This window comes from Streptomyces sp. NPDC059874 (assembly GCF_042731135.1).
Lineage (GTDB): Bacteria > Actinomycetota > Actinomycetes > Streptomycetales > Streptomycetaceae > Streptomyces.
On sequence record NZ_JBHWJY010000024.1, the window covers coordinates 21405 to 44620 of the forward strand.

A 23216-nucleotide genomic window follows, 5' to 3' on the forward strand; every position below is an offset into this window, starting at 1 on the left:
CGTGCCCTGCATGACATGGCACGGACCGACGTTTCGCATATCCGATGGAGAACGGATCGACGGGGCCTGGTGCCTCGTGTGGCGCAGGCACGACCTGGTCGACACGTACTACCCGGAGCACCTCTTCGCGTACGCGGATGGCCTGATCACCCTCGGTCGGTCCCAGGCGACCGACCTGGCCGGGCTCGGCGGACGACTCGCCTCCGGCAAGGTCGCGCTCACCCCGCCGGACGCGGAGGAGCCCGTACCACCCGCCTCGAAGTGGGAGTCCCGCTACCCGGAGCCCGTGACCGGCGAGTCGTTCCTCCTGGAGGTGGCCGACGAGATCGCCGCCCTAGGCGGCCGGCCCAGGGCCCGCGACCTGCTGTGGGAGGCCGTCCGCGACTACCAGCGGGAGACGACCGAGACCAAGCGGGCCCGGCTCCGGGACGCGTACCTTGCCGTCCCGGCACACCTGCGGGTGTACGTCCTCGGTGACATGGACAGGCAGGACCGGCCGCTGCGGATCCTCACGACCGACATCGGGCAGCCCGTCGACGGGGATGGCCCGGTGGTCACGGAGCAGATGCACCAATCCGCCCGCGACTACTTCACCCGCGGGGACGATGCGGTCGAGCGAGCCGAGCTGCGGCAGGCCGTACACCACGCGGACGACCCGACCGGTGCCCCGCAGCCCCCGATCGTCCTCCACGAGGCCGTGCATCCGCGGGGATGGCCCGCCGAACTCGGCCACTTCGCCCTGCGCAACGACTACGACGCCCCCTTCGAGTACGGCGGGCGGACCTACCCCACGGTCCTCCACGGCTACTGGGCCCTGTCCGCCGCGGACACCGCCGACCGCGACCGGATCCGCGCCGCCGCGACCGCCCGCGAGGCGCACGAGCTGGGCGGCCGGGCAGCCCGGCGGGCGGACTGGGCCGACGTGCGGCTCGCGGTGATGGCCGGGCTCTTGCGGGCCAAGTTCGACCAGCACCCCGCGCTCGCCGAACTCCTGGTTGCCACGGGGCAGGGCGGAGTCCTCTACACCGGGTTCTACGACGCACCCTTCTGGCGCGACGCGGGCCCCGGCAGCGGCCGGAACTGGATGGGCCGCCTCTTGGAGCTGATCCGCTCCGAGCTGGTGGAGGCCCGCTAGACCCCCGCCGAGCGGACCGCGGAGACGGCCTTGCGGGCCGCCACCAGGATGGGGTCCCAGACCGGGGAGAACGGGGGCGCGTAGCCCAGGTCCAGGGAGACCACCTGTTCCACCGTCATGCCCGCCGTCAGGGCGACCGCCGCGATGTCCACCCGCTTCGCGGAACCCGCGCCGCCGACGATCTGGACGCCCAGCAGGCGGCCCGTGCGGCGTTCCGCCAGCATCTTCACCGTCATCTCCGTCGCGCCCGGGTAGTAACCCGCCGTGGTGGTGGAGGTGATCGTGGCCGTCACGAAGCGCAGGCCCGCCTCCAGCGCGTCCCGCTCGCGCAGCCCCGTACGGGCGATCTCCAGGTCGCAGACCTTGCTCACGGCCGTGCCGACCACCCCCGGGAACGTCGCGTAGCCGCCGCCGACGCCCGAGCCGATGACCTGGCCGTGCTTGTTTGCGTGCGTGCCCAGCGGGATGTGCCGGGTGCGGCCCGCGATCAGGTCCAGGACCTCCACGCAGTCGCCGCCCGCCCAGATGTTCTCGTGGCCCCGGACCCGCATCGAGAGGTCCGTGAGGATGCCCCCCGAAGGGCCGAGGGGCAGGCCGGCCGCGCGGGCGAGGGAGGTGCGGGGCTCCACGCCGATGCCGAGGACGACCACGTCCGCCGGGTACTCCTCGCCCGCCGCCGTGGCCACCGCTCGGGCGCGGCCCTCCTCGTCGGTGAGGATCTTCGTCACCTCGGCGCGGGAGACCGTACGGATCCCCATGCGGTTCATCGCGCTGTGCACCAGGCCGCCCATGTCCGGGTCCAGCGTGGACATCGGCTGCGCGCCGCGGTGCAGGACCGTGACCTCGTAGCCCCGCTCGACCAGGGCCTCCGCCATCTCCACGCCGATGTAGCCCGCGCCGACGACGACCGCCCGGCGGCCCTCCGTACGCTCCAAAGTGGTCATGAGGCGCTGGCCGTCGTCCAGGGTCTGGATGCCGTGGACCCCGTGCGCGCCGATGCCGGGGAGCCTGGGGCGCACGGGGCGGGCACCCGTGGCCAGGACGAGCTTGTCGTAGCCCGTCCAGGATTCGGATCCACTGTCCAGATCGCGGGCGCGCACCCGCGATCCGGCCGGGTCGAGCTCCACGACCTCCGTGCGGGTGCGCAGGTCGATGTCCCGGGCGCGGTGTTCCTCGGGGGTGCGGGCGATCAGGTCGTCCCGCTCGGCGACCCGGCCGCCGACCCAGTACGGGATCCCGCACGCGGAGTACGAGGTGAAGTGCCCGCGCTCGAAGGCGACGATCTCCAGCTCCGCCGGGCCCTTGAGCCGGCGGGCCTGCGACGCGGCGGACATCCCCGCCGCGTCACCGCCGACCACCACCAGTCGTTCCGTCCCCATGGTCACTACCGCCCCTTCAGCGCCGCCCACCAGATGGTGAACACGCTACGGGCGAACGTGCGTTCAGTCGTGTACGTCGGCCTCGGTGTCCGAAGTCCCGGCCGGGCGGGCCGCCGGAACGGGAGCCCGTTCAGCAGCCCGGTCCGGAGCCCGGTCCGCGGCCAGGTCCGGGGCCGGCTCCGCGGCGGGCCCCGTCTTCGGCGCCGCCGGGCGCAGCCGCCGGTACAGCCGGAAGCCCAGCCCCACCACGGCGGCCACCGCCGCGAACGGGAGCAGCGCGCCGACCGCCACCATCAGGTAGCGCACGATCTTCGTGAAGACGTCCCAACCGCCGTGCAGGGCGCCCAGGAAGGTGGGCTCCTTCTCCTTCTTCTTCGCCACCACCGGCTTCGCGACCGGCTCCGAGACCTCCAGGGTGATCGTGCCCATCGAGGTCTGGTCCTTCAGCGCTGTCTGCTGCGCGAGCAGCGACTCCAGGTCCGACTGGCGCCGGCTCAGCTCGCTCTCCAGCATCACCACCTCGCTCAGCGCCGAGGCCTTGCCCATCATCTCCCGCACCCGCGCCACACTGGCCTGCTGCGAGGCGACCCGGCTGCCGATGTCGGCCACCTTCTCCGTGACGTCCTGCGCGTCGACCTTGCGGTGCAGGAGCTTTCCGCCGCCCTCCATCGCGCCGAGCACCGCGTCATAGCGCTCGCCGGGCACCCGCAGGGTCAGCGTGGAGGTCATCCGGCCGTCCTCGCCGCGCCTGGTGGACTCGTTGCCGACGTAGCCGCCCGCCCCGTCGGCCGCGGTACGGGCCGCCGCGAGGGTCTTCTGCGGGTCCGTGGTCTCGATGCCCAGCGTCGCCGTACGGATGACGTTCGGCCGGACCACGGCGGGCGGCTGCTGCCCGTTCTTGTCCGCCGCCTGTGGTGCCGCGGCGCCGGCCCCCGCCTTGTCCTGGGCGGGCGCTTGGGCCGCGCCCTCCCGGGGTGCGACGGCGGCCTTGTCGTCGGAGGCGGACGTGACACCGTCCGCGCCGCAGCCGGTCAGCGCGAGCGCCCCGGCCAGGGAAAGGGCGGCCAAGGCCGCCGCGGAACGGTGTCTCTGTGGAGCGCGCATCATACAAACCCCCGAGGATCGGCTGGTGTTGCCGTTTCGACGCGCGGAGCCCCGGCACGGGTTTCGCTTCCCCGGTTCCGGGCCGGTCGCGATGCGGTCACGTTCCGGCCTCGGAGATCGATCTGAGACGATGTGTCCATGCACGAAGCGGACATGCGTACGGATCGTCCCGGCCGGACCCGGCACGTCGTCGTGATCGGCGGCGGCATCGCGGGTCTCGCGGCAGCCCACCGGCTGCTCGCCGACGGCGCCCGCGTCACGCTCCTGGAAGCCGGAGACCGGCTCGGCGGCAAGCTGTACGCCGGCGAGCTCGCCGGCGCCCGCGTCGACCTCGGCGCCGAGTCCGTGCTCGCCCGCCGCCCAGAAGCCGTGGAACTCGCCCGCGCGGTCGGCCTCGGCGAAGCCCTGCAGCCGCCCGCCACCGCCACCGCCCACCTGTGGACCCGGGGCGCCCTGCGCCCGATGCCGCGCGGGCACGTCATGGGCGTCCCCGGCGACCTGGCACCGCTCGCCGCCTCCGGGGTGCTCTCCCCGGAGGGCCTGGCGCGGATCGAGGCCGAGCGCGAGCTGCCGCCCGTCGAGATCGGCGAGGACGTCGCCGTCGGCGAGTACGTCGCCGCCCGCCTCGGCCACGAGGTCGTCGACCGGCTCGTGGAACCGCTGCTCGGCGGGGTCTACGCGGGCAACGCCTACCGCATCTCCATGCGCGCCGCCGTGCCCCAGCTCTTCGAGGTCGCCCGCACCCACCACCTGCTCGGCGACGGCGTGCGCGAACTGCAGCGCCGCGCCGAAGCCGCGCCCCAACAGGCCGGCCCGGTCTTCGCCGGAATCGACGGCGGCATCGGACGGCTCCCGCTCGCGGTGGCCGAGGCCTGCCGGGCCGCCGGGGCGGACCTGCGCACCGGCACCCCCGTGCGCGAGGTCGTGCGTACGGGCGAAGGCTGGCGGGTCGTGGCCGACACCGGGTCAACCGGGGCCACCGAGGTCATCGAGGCCGACGGGGTGATCCTGGCCACCCCGGCCGGGCCCGCCGCCCGGCTGCTCGACGCGCTCGCGCCGGCCGCCGCGGCCGAGCTGCGCGGGGTGGAGTACGCCTCCATGGCCCTGGTCACGATGGCCTTCCGCCGCTCCGACCTGCCGGCCGCCGTCGCCGGGGGCGGTGCCAGCGGGTTCCTCGTACCGCCCGTCGACGGCCGGACCATCAAGGCCTCCACCTTCTCCAGCAACAAGTGGGCCTGGGCCGGGGCCGATCCGGAGCTCTTCCTGCTGCGGACCTCGGTGGGCCGCTACGCCGACGAGGCCGATCTGAAACGCGAGGACGGGGAGCTCGTCGAGGTCTCCCTCGCCGACCTGGGCGAGGCCGTGGGCCTCGCGGCCCGGCCGGTCGCCTCCGCCGTCACCCGCTGGGACGGCGGACTGCCCCAGTACCCGGTCGGCCACCTCGCGCGCGTCGAGCGGATCCGCGGCGCCGTCGCGGCCCTGCCCGGTCTCGCGGTGTGCGGGGCGCTCTATGACGGAGTGGGCATTCCGGCCTGTATCGCCAGTGCTGGCAAGGCCGCGGACGCGGTGATCGCCTCGCTCGGCACGCGTTCGGTACCCCTGGCACAGACCACTGATCGGCACACGGGACAATAGGCACATGACTGCACCAGAGAAGATTCCCAACGCGGGGAAGAAGGCGAAGGACCTCAACGAGGTCATCCGCTACACCCTGTGGTCCGTCTTCAAGCTGAAGGACGTTCTTCCGGAGGACCGCACCGGCTACGCCGACGAGGTCCAGGAACTCTTCGACCAGCTGGCCGCCAAGGACATCACCGTCCGCGGCGCCTATGACGTCTCCGGCCTGCGCGCCGACGCCGACGTCATGATCTGGTGGCACGCCGAGACGGCGGACGAGCTGCAGACCGCGTACAACCTGTTCCGCCGCACCAAGCTGGGCCGCGCGCTGGAGCCGGTGTGGTCGAACATGGCCCTGCACCGTCCGGCCGAGTTCAACAAGTCGCACATCCCGGCCTTCCTGGCCGACGAGGTCGCGCGCGAGTACGTCAGCGTGTACCCCTTCGTGCGCAGCTACGACTGGTACCTGCTGCCCGACGAGGACCGCCGCCGCATGCTCGCCGACCACGGCAAGATGGCCCGCGGTTTCCCGGACGTGCGCGCGAACACCGTCGCCTCGTTCTCGCTCGGCGACTACGAGTGGCTGCTGGCCTTCGAGGCCGACGAGCTGTACCGCATCGTCGACCTGATGCGTCACCTGCGCGCCTCCGAGGCCCGTATGCACGTCCGTGAAGAGGTGCCCTTCTACACCGGACGCCGCAAGTCCGTCGCCGATCTGGTGGCCGGGCTCGCCTGATACCTCCCCTGGGGGGAAGGACCGGAGGACGACCACACCGTCAGGTGAGCTCCTCCGGTGGATCGGGAGGCCCTGCCCCCGAATCGACGCAGCCGGAGATCCCGCCCGGAAGTTCAGACGACTGGCGACAGCAGTGCCCTGGGGGTTGCCCCCGAGGTGCTCGCTGCCCGGTCGTCCAGCGACACCGGTGCGGGCTCCGGATGCGGCGCACACGTGACACGCCACCCTGAGGTGTCACCTGTCAGCAGATACCGCTCCACGTGTCGGTCCACGCAGTCGTTGCGTCCACCGACCACTCCGTGCGAGCCGGCCCCCACCTCCGTGACCAGAGCCGCCTCGCTCCCGAGCCGCCGCTGGAGCTCCAGCGCGCCCCGGTACGGGGTCGCCCCGTCGCGCTGTGCCGCCACGATCAGGGTGCGGGGGAGCGAAGCCGCCGGGCGGGCTCCGACCGGCACAGGCCGCTGCCGCTCGCGCACCGGCCAGTAGGCACACGGGAGGTTCAGGAAGGCGTTGGACCAGGCCTCGAAGGGGGCCGTGCGGGCCAGTTCGGTGTGGTCCCGGTCCCAGGTCGCCCAGTCCCCGGGCCAGGGGGCGTCGTTGCACAACACCGCCGTGTAGACGGCCGTCGCGTTCTCGACCTCGGCCGCCGTCGCCGGGTCGGGGGCCGCCTGACGGACCAGTTCCGCCGGATCGCCGCGCAGGAAGGCCGAGAGCGCCGCCGCCCGGTCCGGCCACACGTCGTCGTAGTACGCGGCCTGGAGGTACGCGGCCTGGAGCTCACCGGTCCCGACGGTTCCGGCGGCGGGGGTACGGGCCAACGCGTCCCGGACGCGCTCGTAGGCGGCCTGCACGGCCTCCGGCGTGGTGCCGAGCCGGTACGTGGCGTGGTGGCGGGCGACCCAGGAGCGGAAGTCGTACCAGCGGCGCTCGAAGGCGGCGACCTGGCCGAGCTGGGCGCGGTACCAGACGCGGCCCGGATCGGGATCGACCGCCGAGTCGAGCACCATCCGGCGGACGTGGCCCGGGTGGAGCGTGGCGTAGACGGCGCCGAGGTACGTGCCGTAGGAGCCGCCCATGAAGGTCAGCCGCCGCTCGCCGAGGGCGGCGCGCAGCACGTGCAGATCGCGCGCGTTGTTCAGCGTCGTGTAGTACGGCAGCGCGGCGCCGGCCCGTCGGGCGCAGCCACGGGCGTACGCCCGGGCCGCGGCTACGCGTTGCCGCTTGTACGCGGGGGAGGGGTCGGTCGGGACCTGGGTCGGGCCCTTGCGCGCGGCGGGGTCCTGGCAGGACAGCGGGGCGGAGCGGCCGACGCCGCGCGGGGCGTACCCGACGAAGTCGTAGGCGGCGGCGACGCGCCGCCATTCGGGGAGCCCGGCGGCGAGCGGGAAGGCCATCCCGGAGGCCCCGGGCCCGCCGGGATTGCTCACGAGCGCCCCCTGCCGGCGAGCGCCGTGCTCCCCGGTCGCCGGGACCCGGCTGACGGTGAGGTGGATCTGCGGCCCGTCGGGCCGCGCGTAGTCGATCGGCACGCGGAGCGACGCGCACTGCACGTGCCCGGGCAACCCTTCGACCCCGGGGCACGCCCCGAACACGAGCCCGCCCGTTTCGCCTCCGGCGGGGTGGGCCTTGCCTGCGTGTGCGGCTTCGGCTCCAGCCGTGCCGGCGGCAGCCGCGGTGGCGCGGCGGGCGACGAGTTCGGCTCCGGCCGACTCGGCTGCCAGGCGGGCCGTGGGTTCGGTGTCGGCCGGCCGGGATCCCTCGACGGCGGGGGTGCGGTGGGCCACGGGTTCGGCTCCAGCCGTGCCGGCGGCGGCGGAAGCGCACAGGGTGAGGGAGAGGGCCGCGGCGGCGGTGTGGCGGGTGGGAGGCAGACGCATGGCGGCCCTTCGGGTCATCCGATGAGCCGACTAAACGGCCGGGTGAGGCCCGTGTAAAGGATCGGCGGGCGGTGTCGGCCTCATTGGCCCCGTTGCCTCGGGATCCGCCCCCGGTTGCCGTACCCCAGGGCCGCCCGGAGCTCGGGGTCGCCGATCGTGCGTACGCCTCGTACGGCCACCGCGGTCAGCGACTCCGCCGCGCCGCGCTCCCGGTCCAGGGCGACCAGGAGCCGCTGCCCGGCCGGGGAGGCCCAGGAGGAGTGCAGGTACCCGTCGAAGCGGGCTATCGCCAGGCAGCCCAGGGTGAGGATCAGCGGCAGCGCGAACCACGCCAGGACGATCGTGGTCGTGGTCCCCTCCACCGGCACGGCGAGGGCGGCCGCGGCCATCCCCAGCACCAGCACGGTGGCCCCCCGCACGGCCCGGACCCCCTCGCCGACCCCGCAGCGGACCCCCTCGGTCAGCGCGAGCCCCGCCTCGCCCAGCCGGGCCGCGAGGTCCCGCACGGCCTCGCCCCCCGCCACCGCGGCCCGCAGCGCCGGCACCGGGGACTGCCCGTCCGGGCCGAACGCCCCCAGCACCGACCGCTCGTGCGGATCGAGCCCGACGGGATCGACCACGGTGGCCCAGCCGGTGTGGGCGAGCAGCAACCGCCGCCGGCGCTGCATCGAGAGCAGCGTCAGGTCGGCCACCCGGGTGGGGCCGCCGGCGAGGTACGCGGCCTCGTACAGGCTCAGCTCGTCGTGGTGGGGGAAGGAGGCGGAGCCCGCGGCGGGCTCCGCCGCTCGGCTCGCGGCTCTCAGCAGGCGGGTGCACGAAACCAGCACCCCCACCCAGGCCGCGAGGAGGAACAGGACCCAGAACATCTCCGCTTTCTACAAGCAGCCGGTGTTCCCGGTCAGGGGGTGCGTCGGGGTGCGAGCGGCTTTGTGACGCGACCGTGATGGGACGTCAGGAGCTGCTGGAGCAGCTGGATCCGGACGAACTACTGCAACTCGAACTGCTGCCGCCGCCGCCGCCACAACTGGAGCCGCCGCCCGAGGATCCGCAACTGCTGCCCGAGGAGCCGCAGCTCGATCCCGAACCGCAGCTCGATCCGCCCCCGCCGCCGTCGCTCCCCGCGCACCAGACGAGGGGGACGAGCTCGGGGGCGGACCCGGAGGAGCCGTCCGAGCGGTGCGGACGGGCCCCGGACTGGGCCGCGGCCAGCCGGGTGCCGCGTGCGGCCGGCACCAGCTGCTGCCGCAGGTACGGGTCCCGCAGACCGCGCAGCCCGAACAGCGCGGTCCGCACGTACGGGCTCTGGTCGTTCAGGTACCCGCGACGCATCGCGAAGAGCGCCCGCGTCCCCGCCGGGGTGAGCCGGCTCTTGGCCCGGGCCGCGCAGACCCCGCCCACGACGATCCCGCCCAGCAGCACGGGCAGCACCAGCGCGATGAACGGCACCGAGTCGGACCGGGCGACCAGCCCCACGATGGTCAGCGGAATGGACACCGGGATCAGGGCCGCGCACACGATGACCTGGGTCACCCCCCAGCGCCGCCAGGTCCGGCCGGATCCGGGCGGGGAGATCAGCCCGCGGGCCGCGAGGGAGTCCCCGATCTCCTGGACGGCGGGGTCGAGCATGGCGGCGTACCGCACCTGGTACAGCCACCCCGAGGGCGCCGCCGCGTGCGCCTGGAGGACGGCGCGCTCGGCGGGATCGTCGGCCCGCGCCCCGGGCCGCACCTGGACGATGCCGGGGCCGCCGCCGACCAGCCGCGTGTCCGCGAGCATGGCGGCGAGCGCGGCGTCCACGACGCCCCCCGGCCCGCCCACCAGGAACGCGGCCTCGGACAGGTCGTGCAGTACGGCCGAGGACCCGGCGGACGCGGGCCGGGAGCGGCGCAGCCCGCGCGCCAGCAGCACGCACGAGACGACGACCCCGACCCACACCGCAACAGCGACGAACTCGATGGAACTCATGCCGCCCTCCCCACGAGCGTCCGGGCCCAGCGCACGATCCGGCGGGGCGGGCGGATTCCGGCCCGCTCCCGCCACCAGGCGGTGAGCCGGCGCCGGGCCGCCGGGTCGGCCGGCAGGTCCCGGACCAGCAGGTGCTCGGCGAAGTCGAGCGCGTCGCGGCGGTAGCCGCCGGTCATCGGCCGGCCCTTGGCGTACGAGAGGAAGGCCTCGCGGTACGGACCGGAGCCGCCGAGGATCCCGGGCAGCTCGGGCGCCACCTTGGCCACCACGCCGGCCCGCTTGGCGGCCAGCGCCCGGGCCTGCACCCGGATCCGCGGCCGGTCGAACCCCTCGGGCACGGGCGTCCCGGCCACCAGCGCCGACAGCAGGGCGGCCTGCCCGAGCCCCACCCGGGTCCGGACCGCCTCGTCGACGCCCGGTTCCGACGGAACCCCCGGCCCCGGCACCGGCGGAACCCCCGGTCCCGCCTTCGGCTCGGCCTCCGGCTCCGGCGCAGCCGCCGGCACCGCGCGGATCGCGGTCAGTTCGGCGGCCAGCTCCGGCTCCGGCGGGAAGTCGTCGTCCCGTTCCAGGAGCACCCCCGGCGGGTCCACACGGGAGCGGAGCCCGGCCAGCAGGTCGAGCACCACGGGCGGCACCGGGTGCGCGTGGGTGTCGTGCCACACGCCGCCCTTCTCCACACCGCCCGCCACGTGCACGTACGCCAGCGCCTCCAGCGGGATCGCGTCGAGCACCGCGGCCGGGTCCTCGCCCCGGTTGACCCGGTTCGTGTGCAGGTTGGCCACGTCGATCAGCAGCCGGACGCCGGTCCGTTCGACCAGCTCCGTCAGGAACTGCCCCTCCGTCAGCTCCTCGTCCGGCCAGGAGAACAGCGCGGCGATGTTCTCCAGCGCCAGCGGCACCGGCAGGGCGTCCTGCGCGATCCGCACGTTCTCGCAGAGCACGTCCAACGCGTCGCGCGTGCGCGGCACCGGCAGCAGGTGGCCGGCCTCCAACGCGGGCGAGGAGGTCCGTACGAAGGCGATGTGCTCGGTGACGAGCGGCGCCCCCAGCGCCACCGCCCGCTCGCCGAGCGCCGCGAGCTTCGCCGGGTCGGGGCGGTCGGCCCCGCCGATGCCGAGCGAGACCCCGTGCGGCACGACGCGGACACCGCGCTCGCGCAGCCGCACGAGCGAATCGGGCAGGTGGTCCGCGCAGATGTTCTCGGCCACCACCTCGACCCAGTCCAGGCCGGGCAGCCGCTCGACGGCGTCCGCGATCTCCGGCCGCCAGCCGATCCCCACTCCCAGCTGTTCCATGGGCTTCATGTCCCCCGCCCCCTTCGTCGGCCGTGTGCCGATGTCACCGGTGTGATGGCCCCGCCGGAGCCGGGCCAACCCGCCGGAAGGGACGTTCAGAGCAACATTTGAGGTTCCCCGCCCTGCCCGGAGGCTAGAGCCGGGCCCGCAGCGCCGGATGGTCCGCGACGACCGTGCAGGAGCCGGGCGCGATCTCCGTGAAACCGGCGTCGCGGACCACGGGCAGGCCGCTCCCGCTCAGCTCCGCCCACCGCTCGCGCGGAGCCGTTCGTACCGCCAGACGGAAACCGCAGGCCTGCCAGAGTCCCCGCTCCGCGTCCGTCAGCTCCCACCACGCCAGCTGGGCGCCGTGCCCGGCCTGGGCCATCGCCTTGCCGGCCGACATGTCGAGGTCGGGATTGAGCCACAGCACGGGCACCCCCGGCTCGGTGTCCGGGCCGACCGGTTCGGGGTCGTCCAGGTCGGTGCCCGACACCTGGAGCTTGGCCAGCTCCTTCGGCCAGCCGTCGAGCGGCACCGGTGGGAAGACCCGCACCTCGGAGGTGTCACCGTGCACCGTGACACCCGGCAGGGTCTCGGCCTTGCGCCACTCCGCCCCGCGCGCCCGCCGGACCACCTTGCGGATCCGCGCGTCCTGCCAGTCCCGCACGGCCTCGGCCCACTCGCCCTCGCCCCGTGCCCGCTCGTCGCCCAGCAGGACCAGCACCGCGCGGGCCGCCGTCTCCAGGGCGTCCGTCCGGGCGGGCGGCTCGGTCTTCTCGATCCGCACCACCAGCGGGAGGACGAACTGTGGGGCCTCGTCGCGCAGGACGTGCTCCTGCCGGAACGGGCTGTCCGCCCCGACCGCGGGAACGGCCGTGGGAACGGCCGCGGGTACCTCTGAGGTGTCGTTCGCGTGCTGGCTGCTCATCCTGCCAAGGATGCCAGGCTCCCCCTTCAGGATGATGCCGAGGGGGTCCGGGCCGGGTGAGGATCGACGGCATGAAGAGTGACCTTTTCGCCTCCGAGAACCTGGCCCAGCCCGCCGCCGCACCCGGCATGACCCTGCAGAACGCGAAGTCGGTGAAGTACGCCGTCAACGGTGAAATGCTGGCCCGCCAAGGCTCGATGGTCGCCTTCCGCGGCAACCTCCAGTTCGAACGCAAGGGCCAGGGCATAGGCGGCATGCTCAAGCGCGCCGTCACCGGCGAGGGCCTGGCGCTGATGTCCGTACGCGGCCAGGGCGAGGCCTGGTTCGCGCACCAGGCGGGCAACTGCTTCATCGTCGACTTCGAGCCCGGCGACGCCCTGACCATCAACGGCCGCAACGTGCTCTGCTTCGACCCGACCCTCTCCTACGAGATCAAGATGGTGAAGGGGGCCGGAATGACCGGCGGCGGCCTCTTCAACAGCCTCTTCACCGGCACCGGCAAGCTCGCCGTGGTCTGCGACGGCCATCCGATCATCATCCCGGTCACCCCCCAGGCTCCGGTGTACGTGGACACGGACGCGGTGGTCGGTTGGAGCGCCCGGCTCGACACCGCGCTGCACCGCTCCCAGTCGGTCGGCTCGATGATCCGCGGCGGCTCCGGCGAGGCGGTCCAGCTGAAGCTCAGCGGCGAGGGCTTCGTCATCGTCCGCCCGAGCGAGCTCACCGAGGCGGTGGCCGCACACTGAACCTCGTCGCTGCGCGGCGCGGCCGAGTACGCTCGTACGCATGGTCCAGTCGGACGGAACCGAGTCGTACTGCCCCGCCCCGGCGGCCCCGGCCGGGCGTGGCGGGGCCGTGGCGGGGCCGCCGTACGCGGACTGCCTGGAGTGCGGCAAGCCCACCGAGTACGGGGTCGCGACACCGGGCGTGGTGCTGTGCCCGGTGTGCGAATGGCAGGACGCGCAGCGCACCGCCTGCTCCGGCTGAGGGGCCGTCGGCTACTTCCCGATCAGCTCGGAGACCTTCACGAACCGGTAGCCGCGCTTGCGCAGCTCCGGGACGATCTTCTGGATGGCCTCCTCGGTGACCGGGGCCGCGCTGCGCGTGCAGTGCATGACCACCACCGAGCCCGGTTGCACCCCGGCGAGCACTTGCTCGGCCACCGCGCCGGGGTCCTTCGCGAAGGCGTCCCCGCTGACCACGTCCCACTGGACGGCCGTGACCTTGGCCGTGGACAGGGCCCGCAGCGCGTCGTCGTCGTAGCAGCCGCCGGGGAAGCGGAAGTACGGGACGGTGTTGACCGCGCCCGCCTTGCGGAAGGCGTCGAAGGCCCGGTCCACGTCCGCCCTGGCGGCGGCTCCGTCGAGCGCGGGCAGCCCGTAGCAGGGGGACTTGAAGGCATGGTGGCTGTAGGAGTGGTTCGCGATCTCGAAGTTCGGGTCCGTGCCGATGGACTTCGTCTGGTCGGGGTACTCCTCGGCCCAGCGGCCCGTCATGAAGATCGTCGAGGGCACCTTGAGGGTGCGCAGGGTCGAGATCAGCTGGGGGTTGTCGAACTGCTCCCCGGCGGCGGCGCGCGGCCCCTGGTCGGAGGTCATGTCGGCGTCGAAGGTCAGCGCGACGGTCTTCTCGCTCTGCTGCCCGGCCCGCTCGAAGACGGGGGTCAGGCCGTTCGGGCCGGGCGCCATGGTGGGTGCCTTGCCGGGGGCACCGGCCTGGGGAGAGGCGGGGGTGGAGGCAGGGGCGGAGGCAGGGGTGGAGGCGGGCACGGAGGCGGACGCGGAGGGGTTCGCGGCCGGGGCGGACGCCGAGGGGCTGCCCAGGCGGGCCTCGCGGCCGGCGCCCGTGGTGCCGGCAGCGCCCCCGCAACCGGAAAGGCAGACGCCGAGAGCGGCACCGAGGGCGGCTACGGCCGCCGCTTTGCGCACAGAAATGGTCACGCAGGCAAAATATATGACTATGTGGCGAGTAGCCGTTTGCGGCACTCCTCCACGTCGAAGTCACCCTTCGGGTACTGCGGGGCCATGGCCTCCAAGTGCTCCAGCAGCAGTTTGCTGACGGCCCAATTGCGGTACCACTTGCGGTCCGCGGGCACGATGTACCAGGGCGCGCCCTCGCCGGCGCAGCGCTCCAGCGCCAGCTCGTACGCCGCCTGGTACGCGGGCCACGCGCCGCGCTCTTCGATGTCGCCGGCGTTGAACTTCCAGTGCTTGTCCGGGTTGTCGAGCCGCTCCAGGAGCCGCTTGCGCTGCTCCTCGTAGCCGATGTGGAGGAAGACCTTCACGATGGTGACGCCGTCGTCGGCGAGGGACTCCTCGAAGCGGTTGATCTGGGAGTAGCGGCGGCCGAGCCGGCTGCGCGGCACCAGTTCGCGGACGCGGGCGATGAGGACGTCCTCGTAGTGCGAACGGTCGAAGATGCCGATCTCGCCCGGTTGGGGGAGCGACTTCCTGACGCGCCAGAGGAAGGGGTGCCGCTGCTCCTCGGGGGTGGGCGCCTTGAAGGCCCGGATGCGGCAGCCGGAGGGGTTGAACATGCCGATGACGTGCTTGACGGTGCCGCCCTTGCCGCTGGTGTCCATGCCCTGGAGGACCAGCAGGAGGCGGCGCCGGTCGCCGGCGGTGCTGGCCGCGTAGAGCCGCTCCTGGAGCGAGGCGAGCCGCCCCGCCAGCTCGGAGGTGGCGGCCGACCCGGCCGCCTTGTCGGCGGGCCCGAGGGGGATCGCGGCGGGATCGAAGTCCGCCAGGTCGATCGTCGTGCCGACGGGAGCCCGCAACACCTCCCGCGCCGACAGCCGCTCGACCCCGGCGCCCCCCTTGGCGCCCCTCCCGTCCCGGCCCGCCCTGCCCTTGGCCTCCGGCCCGGCCTTGCGCTTCTTCGGGCCTGCGGTCCGGCCCGCCTTGCCCCCGGCCTCCGGCGGGGATTCGCGCTTCTGCGGGCCCCCGGCCCGATCCGCGGACTCCGTGCGCTCCTTGTTCTTGTCCTTGGCCACCGTCGCCACCCCAATCCCGTCGATTCCGTTCGATCTTGCACCAAATCGAACGGAACCGCGAGGTCGGGTCAGTGCTGCCAGGGCCCCGTCACCGCGAACGTCGTCCCCGGCGCGTACGCGTTGACGTACATCGTCCGCCCGTCGGGGGAGAACGTGACCCCGGCGAACTCCCCGAACTCCGCGGCTCCCGGCCGCCCGATGTCGTCCGCGTTGCGGGCCATCGGGTAGACCTCGCCGCTCACCGTCACGCCGAAGACGTACTGCTCCCCGCCGCCGTCCTCACACACCATCAGGCCGCCGTCCGGGGCCAGGCAGATGTTGTCCGGGGAGTCCCCCGGCAGCGCCACGTCCGAGGCCGGCCCGAACCGCACCTCCAGCCGGAGCCTGCCGCGCAGCGGGTCGTAGAACCACACCTGGCCGTGGTGGTCGGCCTCCGCGCCCTCGCCGCGGCGGGCGAAGCTGGAGACGAAGTGGATCCCCCCGCCGGCGCCGCCGCCCCAGTAACAACCCTCCAGCTTCTGCGCGTGGGTGATCCCGCCCCGCCCGAAGTCCTGGTGCCGGATCGGGGTCCCCGCCGCCGAGGGGTCCGGTACCGGCACCCACTGCGCCGGGAACTCCGCCCCGGGCTCGTCCACCACCGACAGGTCCGCCACTCCCGGCACGCGCAGCGCCTCCAGCCGGCCCCCCGCCCGCAGCGAGCCGAGCCCGCCGAGCGGCCGCTCCGGCAGGAAGCGGTAGAACAGCCCGAACGGCCGGACGAAGGCGTCCTCGGTCTCGTAGACCACCCCCCGGTACGGGTCCACGGCGACGGCCTCGTGCGCGAAGCGGCCCATCGCGGTGAGCGGGACGGCGCCCGAGCGGTGCGGGTCGGCCGGGTCCACCTCGAAGACGTAGCCGTGGTCCCGGGTGTACCCGGAGGTGCCCGCCCGGTCTTCGGTCTCCTCGCAGCTCAGCCAGGTGTTCCAGGGGGTGCGGCCGCCCGCGCAGTTGACGGCGGTGCCGGCCAGGGCGACCCGCTCGGCCGTGACCCGCCCGTCCGGGCCGAGCTCCAGGGCCGTGCAGCCGCCGAGCGCCTGGGGGTCGTACGTCAGTCCGTGGACGGCGGGCACCCGCAGCGCGGCGGTGACCCGGTTCTCGTGGTTGCGCACCAGCCGCACGCGCCCGCCCCCGGCGCCGAAGGCGGCCATGCCGTCGCAATTGGCGGGCACCGTGCCCTCGCCGGAACGCAGCGGATCGCCCGCGCGCGAGAGCACCCGGTACGAGAAGCCGGCCGGCAGGTCGAGCAGGCCGCGCGGGTCGGGCAGCAGCGGCCCGTAGCCCCGTTTCGCGGCCCGGGCGGAACCGGGGGAGCCGGCGAACAGGGCTCCGAGAGCCCCGCCGAAGGCGATCCCGCCGGCGGCGAGCAGGCTGCGTCGGGTGACGGGCATCGGCAACTCCCCGTGCTGGAACCGGCGATGTGCGAGGGGTACCGGCCCGTGGTACCACGCGGTGGCTCCGGCGGCGGCGTGCCCCGCCGGAGCCGTACGCGATCAGACGAGCTTGGCGCTCAGGGTGATCGTGGTGCCGGTCAGGGCCTGGCTGACCGGGCAGTTCTTCTTGGCGTCCTCGGCCGCGGCGACGAACGCCTCGTTGTCGATGCCCGGCACCTCGCCCTCGGTGGTGAGGTGGATGCCGGTGATGCCCTGGCCGGGGACGAAGGTGACGGCGGCCGAAGTGGTCAGCTTGGCCGGCGGGTTGCCCGCCTTCGCCAGGACGTTCGAGAAGGCCATGTTGAAGCAGCTGGAGTGCGCGGCGGCGATGAGCTCCTCCGGGCTGGTCCGCCCGTTCGCCGCCTCGTCGGTGCGCGCGGGCCAGGAGACCGGGTAGTTGCCGAGGCCGGACGAGTCGAGGGTGACGACGCCCTTGCCCGCGAGCAGGTCGCCCTCCCAGACGGCGTGGGCGTTGCGTGTGGCGGCCATGGTGGATCCCTTCGTAGAAGTGGAAACGGCCGGGCCCGCGAGAGCCCGGCGTTCCCAAACCTAGTGGGACACCAGGGGCTTCGCGTCGCGTGCCAGCGCGGTGAGCCGCGAGATGGCGCGGAAGTACTTCTTGCGGTAGCCGCCGTTCAGCATCTCTTCACTGAACAGCCGGTCGAACGGGACCCCCGAGGCGAGCACGGGTATCTCGCGGTCGTACAGCCGGTCGGCGAGGACCACCAGTCGCAGCGCCGTCGACTGGTCCGGCACCGCCCCCACGTCGGTCAGGCAGACCGCGGTGATCCCGTCGGTCAGCGCGCCGTAGCGGCTCGGGTGGACCTTGGCGAGGTGGTCCAGGAGGTGGGGGAAGTCGTCGAGGCTCGCGCCCGGGGTCGCGTACGCGGCCTTGGCGACCTGCTCGTCGGAGAACGGCGCCGGGGCCTCCGGCAGGCCGCGGTGGCGGTAGTCCTGGCCGTCGATGCGCAGCGGCCGGAAGTGCGCCGACAGGCCCTGGATCTCCCGCAGGAAGTCGACGGCGGCGAAGCGGCCCTCGCCGAGCTTGCCGGGCAGCGTGTTGGAGGTCGCGGCCAGCGCCACGCCCTGCTCGACGAGGCGGCTGAGCAGCGAGGACACCAGGACGGTGTCGCCCGGGTCGTCCAGTTCGAATTCGTCGATGCACAGCAGCCGGTGCCCGCCCAGCGTCTGCACGGTCTGCTGGAAGCCGAGCGCGCCGACCAGGTTGGTGAGCTCCACGAAGGTGCCGAAGGCCTTGAGCGCCGGCTCGGCCGGGGTGGCGTGCCACAGGGAGGCCAGCAGATGGGTCTTTCCGACGCCGTAGCCGCCGTCGAGGTAGACCCCGCGCGGGGCGGCCGGGGCCGTGTTCTTCGGGCTCCTCGAGAACCAACGCTTCTTCGCGGCGCCGCTCGCGTGCGCCCCGCCGAGCCCGGCGGCGAAGCCGCTGAGGACGGTGACGGCCTCGGCCTGGCTGGGCTGCGTCGGGTCCGGGTCGTAGGTGTCGAAGCGCACCGAGTCGAAACGCGGCGGCGGGACCATCTCGGCCACCAGCCGTTCGGCGGGCACGCGCGGCTCGCGGGCGCACAGTGCCTGCGGGCCCGCGTCGGCTATCGGGGGCCGGCCGGAGGCGGAACCGGGGGCGGAGAGTGATGTCGGCACAGCCCTTAACTCTACGGGGCGTGTCAGACTGCACCGATGCGACGCCTGTTCCCTGTGACCGATCAGACACCCGCCTCCCCGGAGGCCCTGGCCGACCGGGAGTGGTCCCTGGACGAGCTCGCGGAGGCGTACGCCTACCCCGAGCTCGGCCCCGACGCCCACTGGCTGCGGGCGAACATGGTCTCCACCCTGGACGGGGCCGGCCAGCACGAGGGCCGCTCGCAGCCCATCTCCGGCGAGACCGACATGCGGATCTTCGGCACCCTGCGGGCGCTGGCCGATGTGGTGGTCGTCGGAGCGGAAACGGTTCGCCAGGAGGGCTACCGCCCGGCCCGGGCCCGGGAGGCCTTCGCGGCCCGCCGCGCGGCCGCAGGCCAGGGCCCCGCCCCGGTCATCGCGGTGGTCACCGCGAGCATGGACCTCGACTTCACGCTGCCCCTCTTCACCTCCCCCCTGGTGCCCACCCTGGTGCTCACGGGCGCCGCCGCGCCCCCCGGGCGGGTGGCCGAGGCCGCCAAGGCCGGCGCCGAGGTCGTGGTGGCGGGCGAGGGCGCGCGCGTGGACGCGGCCCGCGTCGTACGGGAGCTGGCCGCGCGGGGCCTGCGCCGCCAGCTCACCGAGGGCGGGCCCCGGCTGCTGGGGCAGTTCGTGGCCGCCGACGCCTTGGACGAGCTGTGCCTGACGATCTCCCCGATGCTCACGGCCGGTGACGCCCAGCGGATCGCCGGCGGACCTTCCGTCACGGTTCCGCACCGGCTCGCGCCCGCCTGTGTACTGGAAGAGGCCGGCTTCCTCTTCACGCGTTACCGTCGGATCTGACAAAGGCGGAATTTCTCGTTCCGGTTAGCTTCCGCAGGGCACATACCTGGGCACATATATCTGCGCATGGCCCCGCGCGAGAGCGGGGCAGGATGGTTTCCGCAGGGGGCCGGCCACCGGGCCTCGGCCCATGAAGGAGAGGGCGTCCGTGTTCACGAGCGTATTGATGATCGAGCAGCCCCTGACCGCGGTGGACGTGGACTTCGTCACCACCCTGCACGGAGACGACTCCGTCTCCTTCGTCGTCCTCATGCAACCCCGCGGCGACCAGGACCGGCTGCTGCGGGCCATCGACGACGTAGCGCTCGGTGAGCTCCCCGAGGCCATTCGCGAGGGCGACGAACCCGAGGGCGCGGACGCCCGTGGCCCCGCCGAGCAGGCACTCGAACACTCGATGGAGGCCCTGCGCAAGAAGGGCGCCAACGTCATCGGACAGATCATCGAGCACCATCCGCTCGACAAGCTGAAGTCCGTGGTCGAGGAGACCGGGGCCGACGAGGTGATCGTCCTGACCGCCCCGCACTTCGTGGAGGAGTTCTTCCACCGGGACTGGGCCTCCCGGGCCCGCCACAAGGTCGGCGTTCCGGTGCTCAAGCTCTTCGCCCACAACGAATAGGCTGTGGGCCGTCAGAGCCCGACAGCGCAATTGCACAGCACTCGATACTCGATCCTGGAGCGACCTGAATGAAGCCCGGCCTGCCGACCGCCATGGAACGGCCCCACTTCATCGGCATCGGCGGCGCCGGCATGTCCGGCATCGCGAAGATCCTCGCCCAGCGCGGCGCGCGGGTGGCCGGCAGTGACTCCCGTGGTGACTCCGAGACCGCCCAGGCGCTGCGCGCCCAGGGGGCCACGGTCCACGGCGGGCACGCCGCCGGCAACCTCGCCGAGGACTCCACCTGCGTGGTCGTCTCCAGCGCCATCCGCGCCGACAACCCGGAGCTGGCCCGCGCCGCCGAGCTCGGCATCCCCGTCGTGCACCGCTCCGACGCCCTCGCCGCCCTGATGGACGGCCTGCGGCCGATCGCGATCGCCGGTACGCACGGCAAGACCACCACCACCTCGATGCTGGCGGTGTCCCTCTCGGCGCTGGGCCTGGACCCCTCGTACGCCATCGGCGGGGACCTGGACGCCCCCGGCTCCAACGCCCACCACGGCGAGGGCGACATCTTCGTCGCCGAGGCGGACGAGAGCGACCGCAGCTTCCACAAGTACGCGCCGCAGGTCGCGATCATCCTCAACGCGGAGCTCGACCACCACGCGAACTACGCGTCGATGGAGGAGATCTACGAGTCCTTCGAGACCTTCGTCGGCAAGGTCGTGCCGGGCGGCACCCTGGTCGTCGCCCACGGCCAGGAGGGCGCCGCCGAGATCGCCCGCCGCGTCGCCGGCCGCGAGGGGCTGAACGTCGTCACGTACGGCGAGGAGCCCGAGGCCGACGTCCGGATCACCAAGATCACCCCGCGCGGTCTGACCAGCGAGGTCACCGTCGTCGTCGGCGGCCGGATGCTCACCTTCACCGTCTCCGTGCCCGGCCGCCACTACGCGCACAACGCCGTGGCCGCCCTCGCCGCCGGTGTCGCCCTCGGCATCCCGGCGCACAACCTGGCCTCCGCGCTCGGCAAGTACACCGGCGTCAAGCGCCGCCTCCAGCTCAAGGGCGAGGCGGCCGGCGTGCAGGTCATCGACTCGTACGCGCACCACCCGACCGAGATGACCGCCGACCTGGAGGCCATCCGCGGCGCCGCGGGGGACTCCCGGATCCTGGTCGTCTTCCAGCCCCACCTCTTCTCCCGCACCCAGGAACTGGGCAAGGAGATGGGCCAGTCCCTCTCCCTGGCCGACGCCTCCGTGGTCCTGGACATCTACCCGGCCCGCGAGGACCCGATCCCGGGCGTCACCAGCGAGATCATCATCGCCGCCGCCCGCGCCGCCGGAGCCGACGTCACCGCCGAGCACTCCAAGGAAGCCGTCGCCGACGTCATCGCGGGAATGGCCAAGCCCGGCGATCTCGTTCTCACCATGGGCGCGGGCGACGTCACGGATCTGGGACCGCAGATCCTCGCCCGCCTGTCGAGCTGAGGGAGCGGGAACGTCATGTCGTACGAGGTCCAGAAGACGGACGAGCAGTGGCAGGCCGAGCTGACCCCGTCCGAGTACCAGGTGCTCCGCCTCGCGGGCACCGAGCCGGCCTTCCGCGGTGAGTACACCGACACCAAGACGGAGGGCGTCTACTCCTGTCGCGGCTGCGACGCCGAACTGTTCCGTTCCTCGGAGAAGTTCGAGTCGCATTGCGGCTGGCCGAGCTTCTACGACCCGAAGGACACCGAGGCGGTCGAGCTGATCGCCGACACCTCGCACGGCATGGTCCGCACGGAGGTCCGCTGCGCGAAGTGCGGCTCGCACCTCGGGCACGTCTTCGAGGGCGAGGGCTACCCGACCCCGACCGACCAGCGCTACTGCATCAACTCGATCTCGCTGCGCCTGACCCCGGACGAGGGCTGACGGACGAGGGCGGCTGTGAGGATGGCGGCGAGGGCAGGATTCGAACCTACGTCCACCCGGGAGTCGAGCCGGGCGCTCCTCCGCAGAGCTTCCTCGCCGCCGCCCCGATCCTCGTGGAGCACGGCCGTCGCGGGCAACCGTTTTTGGTCCGGGACGGCCGGCGCGTCACAGCCATTCCTCGGCGGCGGCACGCTTGCCCCGGCCCGAGAACACCCCGGCGGAGCGCAGGGCGCTCGCCATCAGCGGATCGGCGACCGCCACGCCGTGCACCAGCTCCGGCGTACGGCTGAAGCGGACGGCCTGCGCGGCCGGCCGGGGCGCCGTCCAGCCGCCGGCCACCGGGTCCACCCCGTTGCGCTTGCAGGCCGCCTCGACCAGTGAGCGCGGGCATTCCTTCTCGCCCCGCAGGACCTCCCACGGCCGGGGCAGTTCCGCCCACACGTAGGTGTCCGGATGCAGCCCGCCGCCGCTCCTGCGGTGCCAGTAGGCCACGTCGGCCGCCATCAGCCGGGGCACCTTGCCCGGGCACACGCGCTCCAGGAAATCCTCCCGGCCCAGCTCCGTCATCAGCGCGAACCAATGCGCGCGGGCGGTGCTCCAGGACTGCGCCGCCTGGTTCCACGTCGACGAGTCGTCGCCACGCCGCACGATCATGCTCGCGGGTTCGATGCGGGAACGGTTCCAGGCGTCCTCCAGCAGTTCGGCCACGCTCCGCAGGAAGCCGTTCCAGCGGACCAGGAGCCGGGTGAGCTCCTCGTCGGAGAGGTGCCCCAGCACCTCGGCGGTGGGGTGGACGTGCGCGACGGCGTACCAGTTCGCCTGCTCGGGCGCCGCGCGCAGCCGCAGGAACAGCGCGTCGGCGACCTCGTCGTACGGGCGGCGCTGCGTGCCGTTGGTGAAGACGCTGCGCATGTTGGCGCGGGCGGTGAGGTACGCGACGAAGGCCGCGCTGTCCGGGTCGGCGGCGAAGAGCTCGTACGACAGGGTGTGCGCGAGCGCGCCCTTGCCGGTCATGGTGACCTCGCGGCGGCGCTGCTCGTGGACGAGCCGGGCCAGTTTGGCCTCCATCCGGCGCAGCAGCCGGAAGCGCTTGTTGTACTGGCGCTTGGAGACCTCGCCGATGCCGGCTTCGGCGCGCTCGGCGCGGTTCAGCCGGTCGAGGCCGAAGTCGTTCTCCCCGTACTGCCGGTGGATCTCCTCGCCGGCCCGGCGGATCACGGCCTCGATCTCCGCGGGATCGTCGCAGGCCCTCTCGGGAATCGCGGGCACGGACGCGAACAACGCGGTGGCGCGGGCGAGTTGACGCTGCGCGCCGACGGGCCGGGCGAAGTCCTCGAGCATGGAGGTGTACCCGTGCCACAGTCTGTGCAGCGAGTGCTCGGAGGCCTTCTCCAGGGCTTCGGCGGCGGCGGGGTCGAGCGTGACCTGCCGGGCGGCGAACAGGTCCTGGATCAGCTGGGCTATGTCCTCGGGGCGTTTGCGGAGCCCGAGCGAGGCGTGCAACTCGCGCAGCAGCTGCTCGGCATGGGGCGAAGGCATGCGCCACACCTTGCCATCGAGCGCACGGGACCTCCACCGGATAACCGGCGGTCACTTCCCTCAGTGCGGTCGCCCGTGGGCTCCCTGGTCGTGGGGGGGCCGCCCGCGGGGGGCGGCGGGGGGGCTCCGCCGGCCCGGCGGCGGTGGGGGGGGGGGGGGGGGAACCCCCGCGGGGCGGGGGGGGGGGGTGCGGGGGGCGCGCGGCCGCGCTG

General features: G+C 73.5%; 22 protein-coding genes and 1 tRNA gene. 9 read left to right on the plus strand and 14 right to left on the minus strand.

The window, feature by feature from the left end:
* Positions 1–10: 10 nt before the first annotated feature.
* Complete coding sequence (locus tag ACFV9H_RS16140; protein WP_385398181.1) at positions 11–1135, plus strand: NADAR family protein; 1125 nt, start codon at positions 11–13, stop codon at positions 1133–1135.
* Here ACFV9H_RS16140 and ACFV9H_RS16145 read toward each other — a convergent pair.
* Both ACFV9H_RS16145 and ACFV9H_RS16150 read right to left on the minus strand, forming a co-directional pair.
* On the minus strand, positions 1132–2514 hold the full coding sequence (locus tag ACFV9H_RS16145; RefSeq protein ID WP_385398183.1) for an FAD-dependent oxidoreductase: 1383 nt from the start codon (positions 2512–2514) through the stop codon (positions 1132–1134). The two genes, ACFV9H_RS16140 and ACFV9H_RS16145, sit on opposite strands and share 4 nt — an antisense overlap.
* Positions 2515–2577: 63 nt before the next feature.
* Complete coding sequence (locus ACFV9H_RS16150; protein WP_385398185.1) at positions 2578–3582, minus strand: DUF4349 domain-containing protein; 1005 nt, start codon at positions 3580–3582, stop codon at positions 2578–2580.
* A 174-nt stretch (positions 3583–3756) separates the two neighbouring features.
* On the opposite strand from ACFV9H_RS16150, the gene hemG reads away from it, so the two are divergent.
* Positions 3757–5253, plus strand: coding sequence for a protoporphyrinogen oxidase (hemG, locus tag ACFV9H_RS16155; RefSeq protein ID WP_385398186.1), 1497 nt, complete (start codon positions 3757–3759; stop codon positions 5251–5253).
* Positions 5254–5257: 4 nt separating this feature from the next.
* Positions 5258–5971 carry a hydrogen peroxide-dependent heme synthase gene (gene hemQ, locus ACFV9H_RS16160; RefSeq protein WP_365168680.1) on the plus strand — a complete coding sequence of 238 codons (714 nt, stop codon included), beginning with the start codon at positions 5258–5260 and terminating at the stop codon, positions 5969–5971.
* Positions 5972–6084: 113 nt separating this feature from the next.
* On the opposite strand, the gene ACFV9H_RS16165 is transcribed toward hemQ, so the two are convergent.
* The 5 genes from ACFV9H_RS16165 to ACFV9H_RS16185 form a co-directional block, all read right to left on the minus strand.
* Positions 6085–7848, minus strand: a complete 1764-nt coding sequence (locus ACFV9H_RS16165; protein WP_385398188.1) for an alpha/beta hydrolase — start codon at positions 7846–7848, stop codon at positions 6085–6087.
* An 80-nt stretch (positions 7849–7928) separates the two neighbouring features.
* A complete protein-coding gene (locus ACFV9H_RS16170) occupies positions 7929–8714 on the minus strand; it encodes a TIGR04222 domain-containing membrane protein (protein ID WP_385398190.1) in 786 nt (261 codons plus the stop codon).
* 85 nt (positions 8715–8799) lie between these two features.
* Complete coding sequence (locus ACFV9H_RS16175) at positions 8800–9813, minus strand: TIGR04222 domain-containing membrane protein (protein WP_385398192.1); 1014 nt, start codon at positions 9811–9813, stop codon at positions 8800–8802.
* Entirely contained in the window at positions 9810–11120 is a 1311-nt protein-coding gene (locus tag ACFV9H_RS16180; protein WP_385398194.1) for a DUF692 domain-containing protein, read from the minus strand. The genes ACFV9H_RS16175 and ACFV9H_RS16180 overlap by 4 nt, the downstream gene beginning before the upstream one ends.
* A 124-nt stretch (positions 11121–11244) precedes the next feature.
* A complete protein-coding gene (locus tag ACFV9H_RS16185; RefSeq protein ID WP_385398196.1) occupies positions 11245–12021 on the minus strand; it encodes a peptidyl-tRNA hydrolase in 777 nt (258 codons plus the stop codon).
* A gap of 71 nt (positions 12022–12092) precedes the next feature.
* Here ACFV9H_RS16185 and ACFV9H_RS16190 point away from each other — a divergent pair, with 71 nt between their 5' ends.
* Positions 12093–12767: an AIM24 family protein gene (locus tag ACFV9H_RS16190; protein ID WP_385398198.1), complete on the plus strand. Its 675-nt coding sequence runs from the start codon at positions 12093–12095 to the stop codon at positions 12765–12767.
* 40 nt (positions 12768–12807) lie between these two features.
* Entirely contained in the window at positions 12808–13008 is a 201-nt protein-coding gene (locus ACFV9H_RS16195) for a hypothetical protein (RefSeq protein WP_385398200.1), read from the plus strand.
* Positions 13009–13019: 11 nt separating this feature from the next.
* Here ACFV9H_RS16195 and ACFV9H_RS16200 read toward each other — a convergent pair whose 3' ends face one another.
* From ACFV9H_RS16200 to zapE, 5 genes are all read right to left on the minus strand, one after another.
* The gene (locus ACFV9H_RS16200; RefSeq protein WP_385398202.1) at positions 13020–13961 is read right to left on the minus strand and encodes a polysaccharide deacetylase family protein; all 942 of its coding nucleotides are present in this window, start codon (positions 13959–13961) and stop codon (positions 13020–13022) included.
* A 17-nt stretch (positions 13962–13978) separates the two neighbouring features.
* Entirely contained in the window at positions 13979–14815 is an 837-nt protein-coding gene (locus ACFV9H_RS16205) for a PPK2 family polyphosphate kinase (protein ID WP_385398313.1), read from the minus strand.
* Positions 14816–15081: 266 nt separating this feature from the next.
* On the minus strand, positions 15082–16440 hold the full coding sequence (locus tag ACFV9H_RS16210; protein ID WP_385398204.1) for an alkaline phosphatase PhoX: 1359 nt from the start codon (positions 16438–16440) through the stop codon (positions 15082–15084).
* A 102-nt stretch (positions 16441–16542) separates the two neighbouring features.
* A complete protein-coding gene (locus ACFV9H_RS16215) occupies positions 16543–16971 on the minus strand; it encodes an OsmC family protein (protein ID WP_385398206.1) in 429 nt (142 codons plus the stop codon).
* A 60-nt stretch (positions 16972–17031) separates the two neighbouring features.
* Positions 17032–18093, minus strand: a complete 1062-nt coding sequence (gene zapE, locus ACFV9H_RS16220) for a cell division protein ZapE (RefSeq protein ID WP_385398315.1) — start codon at positions 18091–18093, stop codon at positions 17032–17034.
* Positions 18094–18177: 84 nt separating this feature from the next.
* Here zapE and ACFV9H_RS16225 point away from each other — a divergent pair, with 84 nt between their 5' ends.
* The 4 genes from ACFV9H_RS16225 (at position 18178) to msrB (ending at position 21465) form a co-directional block, all read left to right on the plus strand.
* Positions 18178–18960, plus strand: coding sequence for a pyrimidine reductase family protein (locus ACFV9H_RS16225; protein ID WP_385398208.1), 783 nt, complete (start codon positions 18178–18180; stop codon positions 18958–18960).
* A 148-nt stretch (positions 18961–19108) separates the two neighbouring features.
* Entirely contained in the window at positions 19109–19576 is a 468-nt protein-coding gene (locus tag ACFV9H_RS16230) for an indole-3-glycerol phosphate synthase (RefSeq protein ID WP_385398210.1), read from the plus strand.
* Positions 19577–19644: 68 nt separating this feature from the next.
* Complete coding sequence (gene murC, locus ACFV9H_RS16235; protein ID WP_385398212.1) at positions 19645–21042, plus strand: UDP-N-acetylmuramate--L-alanine ligase; 1398 nt, start codon at positions 19645–19647, stop codon at positions 21040–21042.
* A gap of 15 nt (positions 21043–21057) precedes the next feature.
* On the plus strand, positions 21058–21465 hold the full coding sequence (msrB, locus tag ACFV9H_RS16240; protein ID WP_385398214.1) for a peptide-methionine (R)-S-oxide reductase MsrB: 408 nt from the start codon (positions 21058–21060) through the stop codon (positions 21463–21465).
* Between the two features lie 22 nt (positions 21466–21487).
* Here the strand turns inward: msrB and ACFV9H_RS16245 are convergent.
* A tRNA-Ser gene (locus ACFV9H_RS16245) sits at positions 21488–21563 on the minus strand.
* A gap of 67 nt (positions 21564–21630) precedes the next feature.
* Complete coding sequence (locus ACFV9H_RS16250) at positions 21631–23004, minus strand: hypothetical protein (protein WP_385398216.1); 1374 nt, start codon at positions 23002–23004, stop codon at positions 21631–21633.
* Positions 23005–23216: the final 212 nt, after the last annotated feature.